The following is a 13,948-nucleotide window of genomic DNA, read 5'->3' as shown; positions in this document are numbered from 1 at the left end:
GAGGACAGGTGGCCGAGCGGTCGAAGGCGCGCGCCTGGAAAGTGCGTATACGTCAAAAGCGTATCGTGGGTTCGAATCCCACCCTGTCCGCCATCCCACTGGATCACGCGGTGCCTCGACCTGGCACGAACCCGCCCCCTCCACGGCCGCCGAAGCCCGGCGGCACGAAGAGCGGCCGGGCCGTCCCGGCGCACACAGGCCTGCCGAAACGACCCTACGGCTGCGGATCTCCGGGCTCAGCTCCGCAGGCCGGGCGCCTCCTGGCCCGTGCGCGCCACGTATTCCGTGTAGCCGCCGTCGTACTGATGAATGCCCTCGGGCGTGAGTTCCAGCACCCGATTGGACAGCGCGGCCAGGAAGTGCCGGTCGTGCGAGACGAACAGCATGGTGCCCTCGTATCGCGACAGCGCCGCGACGAGCATCTCCTTCGTCGCCATGTCCAAGTGGTTCGTCGGCTCGTCCAGCACGAGGAAGTTCGGCGGGTCATAGAGCATCATCGCCATGACCAGCCTGGCCTTCTCGCCGCCCGACAGGACCCGGCACCTCTTCTCCACCTCGTCGCCCGAGAAGCCGAAGCAGCCCGCCAGGGCGCGCAATGAGCCCTGCGTCGCGCGGGGAAAGGCGTCCTCCAGCGACTGGAACACGGTCCGCTCGCCGTCGAGCAGTTCCATGGCGTGCTGCGCGAAGTAGCCCAGCTTCACGCTGCCCCCCAGCGTGACCGTCCCCGCATCCGGCTGCGTGGCGCCCGTCACCAGCTTCAGCAGCGTGGACTTGCCCGCGCCGTTGACGCCCATGACGCAGCAGCGTTCCTTGCGGCGCACCAGCAGGTCCAGCCCCTCGTAGATGGTCCGCTGGCCGTAGCGCTTGTGGACATTCCTCAGGTTCACCACGTCGTCGCCGGAGCGCGGCGCCGGCTGGAACTCGAAGGAGACCGTCTGGCGGCGCTTGGGCGGCTCGACCCGATCGATCTTCTCCAGCTTCTTCACGCGGCTCTGCACCTGGGCGGCGTGCGAGGCACGCGCCTTGAACCGCTCGATGAAGCTGATCTCCTTGGCGAGCATGGCCTGCTGGCGCTCGAACTGGGCCTGCTGCTGCTTCTCGGCCAGCGCGCGCTGCTGCTCGTAGAAGGCGTAGTTGCCCGAATAGCCTGTCAGCGCGCCGCCATCGATCTCGATCACCTTGTTGACGATGCGGTTCATGAACTCGCGGTCGTGCGAGGTCATCAGCAGCGCGCCGTCATAGGCCTTGAGGAAATTCTCCAGCCAGATCAGGCTCTCCAGGTCGAGATGGTTGCTCGGCTCGTCGAGCAGCATGACGTCCGGGCGCATGAGGAGGATGCGGGCCAGCGCCACGCGCATCTTCCAGCCGCCCGACAGCGCGCCCACGTCGCCCTCCATCATCTCCTGGCTGAAGCTCAGGCCATCCAGGACCTCGCGCGCCCGGCCTTCCAGGGCATAGCCGCCCAGGGCCTCGAACCGTCCCTGCACCTCGCCGAAGCGTTCGATGATGCTGTCGAGGTCGTCCGCCTGGTCGGGGTCCGCCATGGCGGCCTCCAGCGCCTGCAACTCGGCCGCCACGGCGCTCACCGCGCCGGCGCCGTCCATCACCTCGGACACGGCGCTGCGGCCCGACATCTCGCCCACATCCTGGTTGAAGAAGCCGATGCTGATGCCCCGGTCGGCGACCACCTGGCCCTCGTCGGGGGGCTCCTGGCCGGTGATCATCCGGAAGAGCGTCGTCTTGCCGGCACCGTTGGGACCGACGAGGCCGATCTTCTCCCCCTTCTGAAGCGCCGCGGAGGCCTCGATGAAGAGGATCTGCTGGCCGTTCTGCTTGCTGATGTTGTCGAGGCGGATCATGGGTGTGCGGGGCTTGGAGCAGTTGCGGCGCGCTTATGCCACGGGGCGCGCCGGCAAGAGAGTGGCTTGCTGCCCATGGCGGCGCGTACCGCCACGCCGCTTGCCCCGGGAACCGGCCTGGCCGCTCCCTCCGGCGGCGATTGGCGTCCGGGCGCGCTCGCCCTGGCCGGCCCCGCCAGCCGCCTCAGATCGGTTAGGTGGAACGCGGATGGTAACTGAGAGAGAGATCGCCCGCGCTTCCGTCAGATTCTGAGCGCCATGACCTTCGCTCCAGCGATCCGTAAACAAAACGCCTGATTCTGTGGGTTCGGACGCCCGTTCGGGCGCTCGTCGTTTACAGAATCGTTTGGCGGAGGGAGCCGACGATGGAGCACCTCCAAGCCACAGACGCTGCAGGGCAGGTCCTTCCCCCCTGTGATAGCCGCTTACCGACTTTACTCCCGCGCTGCGGCAGTAGGCGCGACTCGGCTCGGTCATGTAGTTGCCGCCGGCAGCGGGAGGGTAAGACAGAGATATGGCTCGGATCAGGCACATTGGGATCCGAAACTTTAGGGGTATAGACGCTCTGGATTGGTCTCCATCGCCGGGCCTGAACTGCCTCATCGGGGCCGGTGATGGCGGGAAAACGACGATTTTGGATGCGATCGACCTTTGCATCGGGGCGCGCCGGACGGCCCAGTTCTCGGACGCCGACTTCCACGATTTGAACCCGGGGCAGCCCATCGCCATCCAGATCACCCTCGGCGATCTGCCAGACGCCCTACGGAGCATGGAGGGCTACGGACAATACCTCCGGGGTTACATCGAGTCGACCTCCGAAGTGGTGGACGAGCCAGGGAGCGGGATCGAAACCGTCCTGACGCTGCAGCTCATCGTCGCGAGCGATCTGGAGCCGTCTTGGAGCCTGTTTTCCGACCGGGCGGCCACCGAGAACGCCACGCGATCCCTCGCCTGGGCCGACCGCGTCCGAATGGCCCCGACGAGGATCGGCGGCGGGAGCGAGGCCCAGTTGGGCTGGCGGCGCGGATCCGTGCTCGCCCGCCTCACGGGGGAGGAGGTGACTGGCGGCCCTGCCATGCTGCAGGCCTTGCGAGACGCCCGCGCAACTTTCGGCAGCACCGCTCAGAAGCACATAGCCGAGACGCTGAAGACCGTAGACCGCGTCGCATCAGACCTCGGCGTCCCGCTGCACGGCGGCGCGAATGCCTCCCTCGATCCCGGAACGGCCTCCGTCTCGGCCGGCACCGTCTCTCTGCACGACGCCAGGGGCGTCCCCCTGCGGAACCTCGGCACCGGATCCGCACGTTTGCTCGTCGCCGGTTTACAGCGGGCGGCCGCGGCGGAGGCGAGCATTGCCCTGATTGACGAACTTGAGCACGGCCTCGAGCCACACCGCATCATCGCCCTGCTGGGCTCCCTTGGCGCGAAGGAGAAAGATCCGCCGCTCCAGGTTTTCGCAACCACCCATTCGCCTGTCGCAGTCCGGGAACTCTCGGCCGGTCAGCTAAACATCCTGCGGCGGACCGACAGCGGCCTGCAGGTGCTCAACGCCGGTGAAGTGGCGGACGTACAGGGCACCATGCGCGTCTTCCCGGAGGCTCTGCTGGCGAAATCGATCATCGTCTGTGAAGGAGCCAGCGAGGTCGGACTCCTGCGTGGCCTGGACCGCCAAATGGCGCTGAGCGGCACCCCCACCCTCATGGCACGCGCGGTCGCCCTTGTGGACGCCGGCGGCATCACGAAGGTCTACAGTCGTGCGGGGGCGTTCACGAAGCTCGGCTACCGGACGATGACTTTCCGCGACGACGACGTTAAGCCCGATGCCGCGATCGAAGTAGCTTTTGAGGCAGCTGGCGGAAAGGTGGCGTCCTGGGGCGCGGGACGGGCGATCGAGGACGCGTTATTCGGCGATCTTGGCGAGGCGGACGCGGCCCTGCTCCTCGATCGGGCGATCGAAATCCATGGTGAGGGGCTCATCGACGAGAACATCAAGTCAGCCTCATCTGGAAAGCGGTGCCTCGCCGACCGGGCAGCCCTATTGAACGAGCCAGGACGGCTCGTCCTCGCAAAGGCAGCCCGGTCCAAGCCCGGCTGGTTCAAGTCAGTGTCCTGGATGGAGGACGTCGGCTTCGACATCGTCGGCCCAGGCCTTTCACGTGCCGCGGCGCCCTTCCAGGCCGTGATCCAGGGGATCAGCGCGTGGATGGAGTGACCCCGGACGAGATTGACCTGCTCGCAATCGACCGCGGATCGGTCTCAGCGCCGGCCGGGTGCGGCAAGACACACCTGATCGCCAGAACCCTGACGCGGCACAGCGACCCAAAGCCGATCCTCGTCCTCACCCATACCAACGCGGGCGTCGCCGCATTGCGGGGCCGGCTGGATCGGTTCCAGGTTCCCCGGGCCTCATATCGCTTGGCCACGCTCGACGGGTGGGCGATGCGGCTGATCGGGACGTTCCCAGGGCGGAGCGGCCACGATCCGTCCATCCTCGCCCTCGGCAACCCCAGGTCAGACTACCACGCGATACGCGTGGCCGCGGTCGAACTGCTCCAGGCCGGGCACATCTCGGACGTGCTGTCGGCCTCCTACGACCGCCTCATCGTGGATGAGTACCAGGACTGTTCGGAGATCCAGCACTTCATCGTCGGTCTGGCGTCTAACACCCTCCGCACCTGCGTTCTCGGCGACCCCCTCCAAGCGATCTTCAACTTTGCGGGTCGTCTCGCCGATTGGGAAAAGGACGTCCGCGAGCATTTCCCGCCCGCCGGCGAGCTCTCCACGCCCTGGCGATGGATCAATGCTGGGGAACAAGGCTTTGGCGAGTGGCTGCTCGACGCGCGACGATCGCTCCTGGCAGGCGGGGGCGTGGACCTGTCGTCGGCGCCGGCAAACGTCGTCTGGCTGCCCCTGGACGGCATTTCCGACGAGGCTATCAAACTCGAGGCCTGCCGAACGCCTGCCCTGTCGAAGGATGGTGGTGTTCTGATCATGGCGGAGAGCAAAAAGCCTGATCGGCAACGCCGTTTCGCCCGGAACACCCCCGACGCCGTAGCGATCGAGAGTGTGGACCTGGGCGACCTCGTCTCTTTCGCCCGTGCCTTCCGCGTGACGGAGAGCGACGCTCTCGACCGCATCATCGAGTTTGCGGAGAGCGTGATGGCCAACCTGGGCGGGACGGAGACGTTGGAGCGCGTCCGGGAACACCTGGCCGGCACTTCGACGGCTCCTCCCTCGGATGCCGAGGCCGCCGCGTTGCGGTTCGCCGCGGCACCGACCCACCGCGGCGCGCTCGGGTTCCTCTCGGCGCTGAACGCGCAAACCGGAGTTCGCGTGCATCGGCCGACCGTATTCAGGAGCTGCCTGAAGGCCCTAGAGGCATGCCCTGATGACGAGCAGGCTTCCTTCTTAGCGATGGCTATCAAAATGCGAGAAGAGAACCGGCTGCTCGGTCGTCCCCTACCTGGACGGGCTGTCGGCAGTACGCTTTTATTGAAGGGTCTGGAAGCTGAGGTGGCAGTTATTCTTGACGCGCACGGGATGAACCCGGCTCACCTCTACGTCGCTATGACGCGCGGTGCAAGGAAGCTGGTCGTATGTTCCAGGACCCCCAAGCTGCCGGCTTGGTGACTGGATCGGGGGCTTTGGCTCCGATTAGCTCCGAGTATCGCCTTACGGCGCTCATGCAAGTAGGGCGGCAACCTACGCCAGACGGCATGCTGGCTCAGGTCGGCAGGGAGAAGGGCGGCCGCGGCGCCCGTTTCAGTTGGGGAAGGCGACATCTCCTTCCCGATGGATCCTGCGGCCGCACAGTCGGGTGAACTCTAAGGAGGTCATCCTTTCCAGGCCCGAGGTGCAAAAGCAGCAGCAACGTCATGGGCGTTGGCGATCTCGCCGGCATCGGCCTGGCGCAGCCCCTCTTTTAGATGGGCCGTCCACCCCTCGTAGGCTCCGATGAACTGAGCAAGTGCTTCGGTCACAAGATAGCTGCGGTCACAGCCCAACACTCGAGCCAACGCGTCCAGGGCGTCACATCTCTCGACCGACATGCAGACCGTCACGGACACCACGTTGGTGTCAGTCATTGAGCTGTGGCCGGCCGCTGGAGCATGAGGCTGCGAGATGCCGTTGCCATACGATCCGGATGAAAGCCACAAAGTAATAAACAAGTCCGACCGCGCCGAAGGCGATGCCAAATAAACCGCCCGCCCAAAGAAAAGGGATCGCCGCGTTCATGGGTTACCTCAGGTGTTGGGCTCGCTTCGGGACCCCTGGAGACGAGCCGTAAGATTTTTCAGCCGGCGGATGTACTCGGCTTCGTCCGAAATCAAACCTGCGGCGGTGAGGCTGTGACGAAGCCCCCGCATCTCGGCAAACGTGGTTTCACTCTGCTTGGTGAGCACTGTAATGTCGTTCATCACCCGCCTGTATTCATTTTCACGAAGTGACGACATGAAGCTCGTTGCAACTTGAGTTCGGTGCAGTAAATTTTGAAGCTGATGCAAGAGCGATATAACAACCGCAGCAGCAGCCCAGACGCCGGACCAGTTTATAACCGCAACGGCGGCTGCAACCAAGGCGGCCCCGAGCATCGTCCAATTTTCCCACCGTTGGGTGGGGCGAAGAGCTCTGACAGCCTCGTGGCCCAACTCCCGGACCTCTGCTTCCTCTTCCTCAACCGTCAACCGTGGCATGATAGCCCCCAGAAAAGCCTGGAGCCTGCCGAAAGAGCGTTTTGCCTCTGTTGATGATGCCGAAGGTGCCGGCATTCGGCGTCGCGTTGGTCGGTTGGCTTGGGAAAGATCGCGGCTCCGCCCGGGCAATTGGGAAGCTGGCTTCTTGTACGGGTCAGTGCGCTGCCGTCGCGCTCGTGGAACCCCAAACACCATGGCGCTCCGGTCAGGCCGAAGCGGCTGAAAGTCCGTAGCTGGTCGATCAGCGTGCGCAGCGCCTCAACGTCGGTTTTGCGCGCCTCGTTCTCCCCTTTGGGCTCGCAGAAAGTCTAACCCACTGATGTAATGAGATTTTTCCTGCTTTTTCCCAGACCTGGGGATTTGCGGGAAAAACGCAGTTTTTTCAGTTACTTAGAGGCGGTTTTCAGAATTCACGGGCGAGCCGCCTAGCAAACAGGAATATGCAGGCGGCCCGGAGCAGCGACTGGATGACGAAACCGAGGCGGTCATAGCGCAGCGCGAGGCGTCTGTTCTCCAACAGCCAGGCATTGCTGCGCTCGACGGGCCAGCGCCGCTTACCGAGCCCTGATCCGCGGGACTGGCCGCGCTTGTGGATGTGCGGCGCGATGCCGAACTGGCGGCAGAGATCGCGGTGGTGCTCGGCGTCGTAGCCCTTATCCGCGAACACGGAGCGGATGCGGGCCATGACCGCGAAGGCCGTCAGGAACAGGCGTTCAAAGACGAGCGTGTCGTTGACGTTGGCCGCAGTGGCGGAGCAGGCCACGGGCACGCCGTCCCCGTCTACCGCGAGGTGGTATTTGGTGCCCCGCTTGGCCCGGTCCGTCGGGTTCGGGCCGGTAAGGTCACCACCACGCTTGGCCCGCACCGAGCAGGTGTCGAGGATCAGGTCGGGGTGGCCGCGCAGCATGCCGACCAACAGGGCGTGCACTTTGGCCAGTAGGCCTGTTGTCGACCAGCGGGCCAAGCAACGCCGCAGCGTCGAGCCACTGGCCGCCTCCTCGGAGGCAATCAAGCTGCGCCAGGGCGTGCCCTCACGCAGAAAGCGACGCAGGGTGGCTACGACTCGAATAGTCGCGGTGGGCGGGTGGCCGGGGCTGCGGCTCGGCTGCCGATCACACGCATCGATCACCGTGGCGACGAGGTGCAAGAGCCTAAAATTCAATGCGGCTGTCCCTGGCTGGAACTCCAGATATGGGATGCCATAGCTCCGGATGGCCGTGCAGGGTTTCCGCAACGCCCGCACTCAATCCGAGCCCGAGCCGGCCGTGAACTGCGGGGTGCTCCCTGACCCATCACGTCGGCCCGATCGCTCTGTCGCGCCCCGCCTTATTCGCCGGCCGCCACCGGCAGGCAGATGCGGCACTCCAGGCCCTCGGGGCGGAAGTCGAGCTTGACCGTGCCGCCAACTCTCTGCGCCAGCCCGCGCTCCAGCAGCCGCGAGCCGAAGCCCCGCCGTTTGGGTGGCGTGACGGGCGGGCCCTCGCGCTCGCGCCAGTCAATCTCCACCAGCCGTGTGCCCTTGCCGGTCCGCCGCAAGGCCCAGGACACCTCAACCCGGCCCTCCGGCACGGACAGCGCACCGTACTTGGCCGCGTTGGTAGCCAGTTCGTGGAAGGCCAGGTTGAGGACCTCTACGGTGTCTGCCGCCAGCCGCACCGGCGGGCCGTCCGACGTCACGCGGCCCGACCCAGCGTAGGGCGACAGGCTGCGCTGTATGACGTCGGTCAGGGGTGCACTCTCCCAACCACCGCGGGTCAGCAGGTCGTGCGAGCCCGCCAAGGCCACCAGCCGTTGGAGGAGTGTCTCCTGCACCGCCGCGGGCACTCCGGTCTGGCGCAAAGTCTGGGCCGCGACCGCCTGCACCGTGGCCAGGACGTTCTTCATCCGGTGGCCCATTTCGGCCAGCAACAGTGCCCGGCGCTCCTCTTCGGCCCGGACCGCGGTGCTGTCGCGGAACACATTCAGGAACCCCTCGGGCTTACCGTCCGCGTTCAGCAACGGCATCATCAGCCCGCTGGCCCAGAAGCGGCTGCCGTCGCGCCGAATGTGCCAGCGCTCGTTGGGCGCGCGGCCTTCCTCTACGGCACGGCACAACTCCTTCACGAACACGCCCTGGGCGCGGTCCTCGGCGGGGAAGAACACCTCGCCCGAGCGGCCGAGGATCTCGCCATGCCCGTAGCCCAGGATGGCGTGGGCACCCTCGTTCCAGCCGGTGATCCGCCCTTCGAGGTCGAGCGTGACGATCGCGTAGTCCGCAGCGCTGTCGAGCAAGTGCCGCAACCGCTCCGCCTCCGCCTTGAGCGCCCGGTTCTCCGCCTCAAGTTCCGCGATGCGTTGTTCCGCCTCCAAGGATGCGGAACTCCCTCCCACGCCATCCGGCAGAAACGTCGGTGACGGCTCGGAGCGCCCCGGAGTAACCGTCTCGCCGTCAACTCGCCCGAGATTACCCAACTCCTCCGATGACATACTCACCCGCTTCGCCACTTCACCGAAGCGGAGCTTCTGCCCGAGGTGGCCGATGGGCGCTGTCGGCTTTCATACAACGCGGTAGAAACAAATGATGGTGCGACCCGGCCGTTCACGGCGGGGGTGCGACATCGACTGAGCTCACACCGCGTGTGCCGAATACGCGCCTGACCGGTTGTTCCCCCGCTCAGGCGTCACCATGTCCTGGTCATCGCCCGCCGAGACCTCCGGCGCGGGTGGCCGAGAGATGTGTGTGCTCCCGCCGACACCTGTCGCCCAGGAGCACCCTTGGCCGATTCGCAATCTCCTGTTCTGACGCCCCGCAACCGCTTGCTCGCGGCCCTGCCCGCCGAGGATCTCGCGCGGCTTTGGCCGCAGCTTGAGTCGGTCGAAACGGAGCAGCGTCGAATCCTACTGGCGCCGGACCAGCCGATCACGGCGGTGTACTTTCCCGAAACGGGCTGGTCCTCAATGCTGGCCGTGCTTGCCGATGGCCGATCGGCCGAGGTCGGCCTCATCGGTTCCGAAGGCATGGTCGGCCTGCCCCTCCTGCTCGGCAGCGACAGCAGCGCCGTCGAGGCCATGATCCAGGCCCCCGGGACCATGCTGCGGCTGGGTGCGGGCGCCTTCCGTCAGGCTTTGGAGCAGAGCTCGACCTTGCGGACACTCCTGCTCCGCTACGCCCTGGCTTTCCAGCAGCAGGTCACCCAGACCGCGGCCTGCAACGGCCACCACGCCCTGGACCAGCGCTTAGCCCGTTGGCTCTTGATGGCGCACGACCGAGCGGGAGACGACGAGTTCCCGATGACCCAAGAGTTCCTGGCAATGATGCTGTGTGTCCACCGCCCCGGCGTCACCGTGGCGGCACGGCTGTTCCAGCAAGCCGGGCTCATTCGCTACGGCCAAGGCCACATAACGGTCACTGACCGTGCAGGGCTCGAAGCAGCGGCCTGCGAATGTTACGGCGCTGTGCGCCGCCAGTTCGAGCAGTTGCTCGGCTCTGCCAGGGGCTAGATGCGCCCACTTTGGGTCGCGTCTCAAGGAAACACAGCGGAGTTCGATACCTTGATACCGTCAGTATGGTTTTGGGTGCGCTCAAGCTGACGCAACTTTGGGTAGTTGTGGAAACCGCCTCTTAGCCTTTTCCACCGGTAACTGAAACAGATTTTCGGCTTCCTTCCGGTCAATGCCAGTCGGTCACACGGGCGGTGGGAGCAGCAGGACAAGATCAGGGTTTCTCAATGGCGCTCGGCCTGCGTTTCATGGTGGTCTAGGCACAACGTGTACAGCCATCCGCTATGTAACGCGGTCAATCCGGGTCGGCCGCAGCGTTCGCAGGTGTGACAGGCACGCGTTTCCGCGCGCGAGATTACGTCGTCGATGCTGCAATGTACGTCGCCGAAGCTGCCCATGCGGCACACCGTCCCATGATAGGAAACCCGCAATCCGCCATACTTCGACTTCACCTCGGAAAAGAAAAGCTCACGCCCGCGTAGGAGCGTGTTTCGGCCCGCCAGATCCTCAAGATCCTCCGCCAGATCCCAGACCAGCGCCGTCCATCCGACGCCGATTTCCAGAGGCGGGAGCCAAGGAAAGATCGCCGAAAGTCGCTTCAACGGCCCTCGGTCGGGGCTGTTTGGCCGATGGAGGGGCATGGGCAAGCCGATCTTGGTTCATAGTCAGGCGACAGTCCTTCTGAGAGGACCGGCTGCGTCCGAGGTGATGGCACAGCGACAGGCTGGCTATCGTCCCGCTGCCAAAGCTCATCTGGTGAAAGGCGTTGGCGTTACGGCCCACTGTGGTTCAACCAGGTCAGTACCGTCTCGATCGATTGGTCGAGGCGAACGGCGCGACCGCCTGGCAGCAGCATCATGCTGCCCCCACAGCTGTCGTCGCACACCGCCAGCACAGCGGCGGCTGAAAGCGCGTGGAAGCGCCCGTCCACATCACGGACAATAAGATAGCGGCCAATGCGCATCCCTTCCTCAATCATGGCGAACCTCGATCAGTATTCAAACGACTTCCGCACACTACTGAAGCCGCAGCGCATCGCCGGCATTACACGGCGAGCCCCACGCTGCGAGCGATCGAGGCTGGAGGGCGGGACACGACCCTTTCGAGAAGCCCAAAATCGCCGACGAGAATCAGACGCCTCTGCGCCCGCGTCAGGGCGGTGTAGAGCAATACTCGATCCATCAAGTACGACTGAACGAGCGGCACGATCACCGTTCCCCACTGCGATCCCTGTGCCTTGTGACAACTGATCGCGTAGGCGAGATCGAGATCGTCGAGGTCGTCTGCGTCCAGGTCAAACTCTTGACCATCCAGCCTGACCTGGAGGTGACCGCCATCGATCCCGATCACCATGCCCATACTGCCGTTCCAGAGGCCGCGGGCGTAGTCGTTCTTAAGCCAGATCACCGGGTCGCCAACGGTGAAGCGGCGGAAGCGAGGCTTTCCGTGCGCGTTGAAGCGGTGGAAATGGGTATTTACAGCGTCGATCCCAGCCGGTCCTCCATATGCAGCGGAGATGATCTGAACATCCTGACCATCCAGATCACCCCGGATCCGCTCAATGGCCTCGACGACACGATCTGGTCGGCACGGAACGAAACTGCATCCCTCCTGGCCAGGTTCATACGGCAGCAAAGGTGGCAAAACGCCGTCCCGGATTGCCCGCGATACCATGGGAATTCCGGTTGTTTCAGACGCTCTGAGGATGCGTGTGAGCTCGATCCTCGGGATCGTGTCGCTCTCAACAAGGCAATGAAGAACCAAGCCATACCCGATCGGGGGGAGCTGACCGACGTCGCCGACCAGGAGGAGCCTTGCTTCCTCATGCAGGCGCCACAGCAGCCTGTACATCGTTGGAAGATCCAGCATGCTGGCTTCATCCAAGATAATTAGCGAACGGGGCCCGGTTGGTTGTCGCCCAGTGGCAGCCTCCCGGAGCCAGGATGCGATGGTCTGCGCGCTCTGCCCGGTAGCATCTGCCATGCGCTTAGCAGCTCTTCCAGCGAGGGCGAGTTGGATGACATTGAGTCCGAACCGCCGGGCAATAATATTAATGGCGCGCAGGCACGTGGTTTTGCCAACCCCGGCTCCCCCGGTCAGGATTGACACCCGACTGGACATCACCATTCGGACCGCCGCTTGCTGCTCGTCAGTGAGGCGATGCGCCGCACTGGCGTCGTACTCCTGCACCGCCTCGTCGACCTCGGTAGATGCTGCTTTGCCGACAAATAGATCCTGCTGCCGCTCACTCGTGGCCAATAGGCCCGCGATGCGCCTTTCGATAAAGCGTTCGGCATAAGCCGCGCCAGCGGGTTGGAAGCCTTCCCCTCCTGGGACGGCCGCACCATCTCGGACTGCGAGGGTCAGGGCATGCCCCGCAACCTCTCGCGTTGTCCCAAGAAGATTTCCGACGCGCAGCAGCACTGGCTTCTCAAGGGTGACGGTGTGCTTTTGGTCGAGCCTCTCATAAAGCGAAGTCTCGACCGCTCCGATTAGTCGCCGCTCATCATCGGCCATGACGCCGAGAAGACGCGCACACCGGTCAACTTGCGACCAAGGGCAAATCGTGAGCAGCCGATAGGGGTTCTCCCTCAGCTTCGCCACGGCTTCATCTCCCCAGAACTCCACGGCCTTTCGCGCCAGTCGATTGTCCAATCCGATCTCGTCGAAGAACACGACCGCGTCCGTCAGGGTCTGCTGGTTCCGCCAAGCATCGATGATGATCTCGGCTTGAGGTCTCGGTAGGGATGCCGAGAGTCGCTCCAAATCACCGTCTCCGAGGATCCGGTACAGGTCGTCACCCCAGGTGTCCCAAAGGCGCTGCGCTGTGGCCGGTCCAACCCCGGCGAACTCCGGCCGGCTGGCCAAAAAGCGTACGATGTGCCGACCTCGCGGGTGTGGGCGGGGGTGAACCCAATGATTCACGGAAGCACCCTTCGACCAGAGCCTGCCATGTGGTCGGCGATGCTTTCGAAGCGCCTCAAACGTCGGCGGAGTTCGTGGATTTCGCTCCTCGATGTCGCTAATTGCTGCTCCAAGCGCATGATTTTGGCTTTGTCTTCGGAGTTCCGGGACTCCGGCTCTGCCGCTTCAGGGAGTTCAATTCCCAGCTCCTCGACGGCGGCGTCCAAAGTGGCAGCAAACCGGTGGTTCTGCTGGAAGGTCTCGCGCGCGAAGCCGCACGCACGGGCAACCGCCGTCTTGTTGACTCGTCCGTGACGACCCGGAAGGCGCAATCCCGCCGCTCGCAGGCGGGCGACGTACTCCACGAGCTTGGCGAAGTGACCCTCGGAAACCTCTAAGAACGACTTCTGCTTGGAGCTTTCCGTCATAGTCTAGTCTCCTCACAGCTGCTTGCTGGCGATCCTTTAATGGGCCCTTCTGGCTGTGGCCCGGTGGCGGTGGAGCTAGGACAGGGGGACAAGACATCGCCCGCTCGACCGATCCGGTGGAACGCATCATTCATCACCGACTGTCGCTCCTGCGCCGCGCGACCGGAGGAAGGGACGTGTTCAGTCGCTCAATGGTGAGGCCCGCCAGCCGAGCGTTGTACAGCCAGGTCGCAAACCGCTCGTCGTAGGCATTGATAGTTCTCTCTAGGACTTCGAGGCGTTCTTCTAGGGCCTGCCTGCGCTGCCGCTCAGCCGCGAGTTCAGGTGTCAGATCCAGCGATTGATTGCGCTGAAGCTGGCGCGATCCTGCATCTGCGGCTGCCCGAAGACGCGTCTTCCGGAACTGGAACGCCCGCTTCAACTGCTCGTGGCGCTCGAGTCCCTGGCGGGTGTAGGTCCGGCCCAGAACCACGCCGATGCGTGCCACCAGAGCTTCCCAGGTGAGTTTTCCCTGCCATCCTTCCAGGATACCGGCGACCGCATCGATGTCCTCTCTGGTTAGATTCGGCTTGGATGGCCTGCC

General features: G+C 64.5%; 14 protein-coding genes and 1 tRNA gene. 4 read left to right on the top strand and 11 right to left on the bottom strand.

Annotation, left to right across the window (positions count from 1 at the left end):
• The first annotated feature begins 2 nt into the window (after positions 1–2).
• Positions 3–93, top strand: a tRNA-Ser gene (locus JMJ56_RS09310).
• A gap of 143 nt (positions 94–236) precedes the next feature.
• On the opposite strand, the gene JMJ56_RS09305 is transcribed toward JMJ56_RS09310, so the two are convergent.
• Positions 237–1,859 (bottom strand): ABC-F family ATP-binding cassette domain-containing protein, encoded by a 1,623-nt coding sequence (locus tag JMJ56_RS09305; protein ID WP_202831339.1) that lies wholly within the window; start codon positions 1,857–1,859, stop codon positions 237–239.
• A gap of 514 nt (positions 1,860–2,373) precedes the next feature.
• On the opposite strand from JMJ56_RS09305, the gene JMJ56_RS09300 reads away from it, so the two are divergent.
• Complete coding sequence (locus JMJ56_RS09300; RefSeq protein ID WP_202831338.1) at positions 2,374–4,071, top strand: ATP-dependent nuclease; 1,698 nt, start codon at positions 2,374–2,376, stop codon at positions 4,069–4,071.
• Positions 4,059–5,489, top strand: a complete 1,431-nt coding sequence (locus JMJ56_RS09295; RefSeq protein ID WP_328702327.1) for a UvrD-helicase domain-containing protein — start codon at positions 4,059–4,061, stop codon at positions 5,487–5,489. The genes JMJ56_RS09300 and JMJ56_RS09295 overlap by 13 nt, the downstream gene beginning before the upstream one ends.
• A gap of 203 nt (positions 5,490–5,692) precedes the next feature.
• Here JMJ56_RS09295 and JMJ56_RS09290 read toward each other — a convergent pair whose 3' ends face one another.
• The 5 genes from JMJ56_RS09290 to JMJ56_RS09270 form a co-directional block, all read right to left on the bottom strand.
• Positions 5,693–5,944 carry a CopG family ribbon-helix-helix protein gene (locus JMJ56_RS09290; RefSeq protein WP_202831337.1) on the bottom strand — a complete coding sequence of 84 codons (252 nt, stop codon included), beginning with the start codon at positions 5,942–5,944 and terminating at the stop codon, positions 5,693–5,695.
• Positions 5,937–6,095, bottom strand: a complete 159-nt coding sequence (locus JMJ56_RS09285) for a hypothetical protein (protein ID WP_202831336.1) — start codon at positions 6,093–6,095, stop codon at positions 5,937–5,939. Before JMJ56_RS09285 ends, JMJ56_RS09290 begins: the two co-directional genes overlap by 8 nt.
• A gap of 8 nt (positions 6,096–6,103) precedes the next feature.
• Entirely contained in the window at positions 6,104–6,451 is a 348-nt protein-coding gene (locus JMJ56_RS09280) for a hypothetical protein (RefSeq protein WP_202831335.1), read from the bottom strand.
• A 505-nt stretch (positions 6,452–6,956) separates the two neighbouring features.
• Positions 6,957–7,700: an IS5 family transposase gene (locus JMJ56_RS09275; RefSeq protein WP_202831334.1), complete on the bottom strand. Its 744-nt coding sequence runs from the start codon at positions 7,698–7,700 to the stop codon at positions 6,957–6,959.
• A gap of 179 nt (positions 7,701–7,879) precedes the next feature.
• Positions 7,880–8,902: an HWE histidine kinase domain-containing protein gene (locus JMJ56_RS09270; RefSeq protein ID WP_236037575.1), complete on the bottom strand. Its 1,023-nt coding sequence runs from the start codon at positions 8,900–8,902 to the stop codon at positions 7,880–7,882.
• A 405-nt stretch (positions 8,903–9,307) separates the two neighbouring features.
• Here JMJ56_RS09270 and JMJ56_RS09265 point away from each other — a divergent pair, with 405 nt between their 5' ends.
• Positions 9,308–10,033: a Crp/Fnr family transcriptional regulator gene (locus JMJ56_RS09265; protein ID WP_202831332.1), complete on the top strand. Its 726-nt coding sequence runs from the start codon at positions 9,308–9,310 to the stop codon at positions 10,031–10,033.
• Positions 10,034–10,257: 224 nt separating this feature from the next.
• On the opposite strand, the gene JMJ56_RS09260 is transcribed toward JMJ56_RS09265, so the two are convergent.
• From JMJ56_RS09260 to JMJ56_RS09240, 5 genes are all read right to left on the bottom strand, one after another.
• Entirely contained in the window at positions 10,258–10,635 is a 378-nt protein-coding gene (locus JMJ56_RS09260) for a hypothetical protein (RefSeq protein ID WP_202831331.1), read from the bottom strand.
• Between the two features lie 170 nt (positions 10,636–10,805).
• On the bottom strand, positions 10,806–11,012 hold the full coding sequence (locus JMJ56_RS09255) for a hypothetical protein (protein WP_202831330.1): 207 nt from the start codon (positions 11,010–11,012) through the stop codon (positions 10,806–10,808).
• Positions 11,013–11,077: 65 nt separating this feature from the next.
• Positions 11,078–12,958, bottom strand: coding sequence for an AAA family ATPase (locus tag JMJ56_RS09250; RefSeq protein WP_328702326.1), 1,881 nt, complete (start codon positions 12,956–12,958; stop codon positions 11,078–11,080).
• The gene (locus tag JMJ56_RS09245; protein WP_202831328.1) at positions 12,955–13,365 is read right to left on the bottom strand and encodes a hypothetical protein; all 411 of its coding nucleotides are present in this window, start codon (positions 13,363–13,365) and stop codon (positions 12,955–12,957) included. Before JMJ56_RS09245 ends, JMJ56_RS09250 begins: the two co-directional genes overlap by 4 nt.
• Positions 13,366–13,498: 133 nt before the next feature.
• Positions 13,499–13,852, bottom strand: a complete 354-nt coding sequence (locus JMJ56_RS09240) for a hypothetical protein (RefSeq protein ID WP_202831327.1) — start codon at positions 13,850–13,852, stop codon at positions 13,499–13,501.
• Positions 13,853–13,948 lie beyond the last annotated feature (96 nt).

Origin of the sequence: Belnapia arida (assembly GCF_016773205.1) — a bacterium.
Lineage (GTDB): Bacteria > Pseudomonadota > Alphaproteobacteria > Acetobacterales > Acetobacteraceae > Belnapia > Belnapia arida.
Note: the sequence above shows the minus strand (reverse complement) of the source record. Positions and strands in the feature narration are given on the sequence as shown.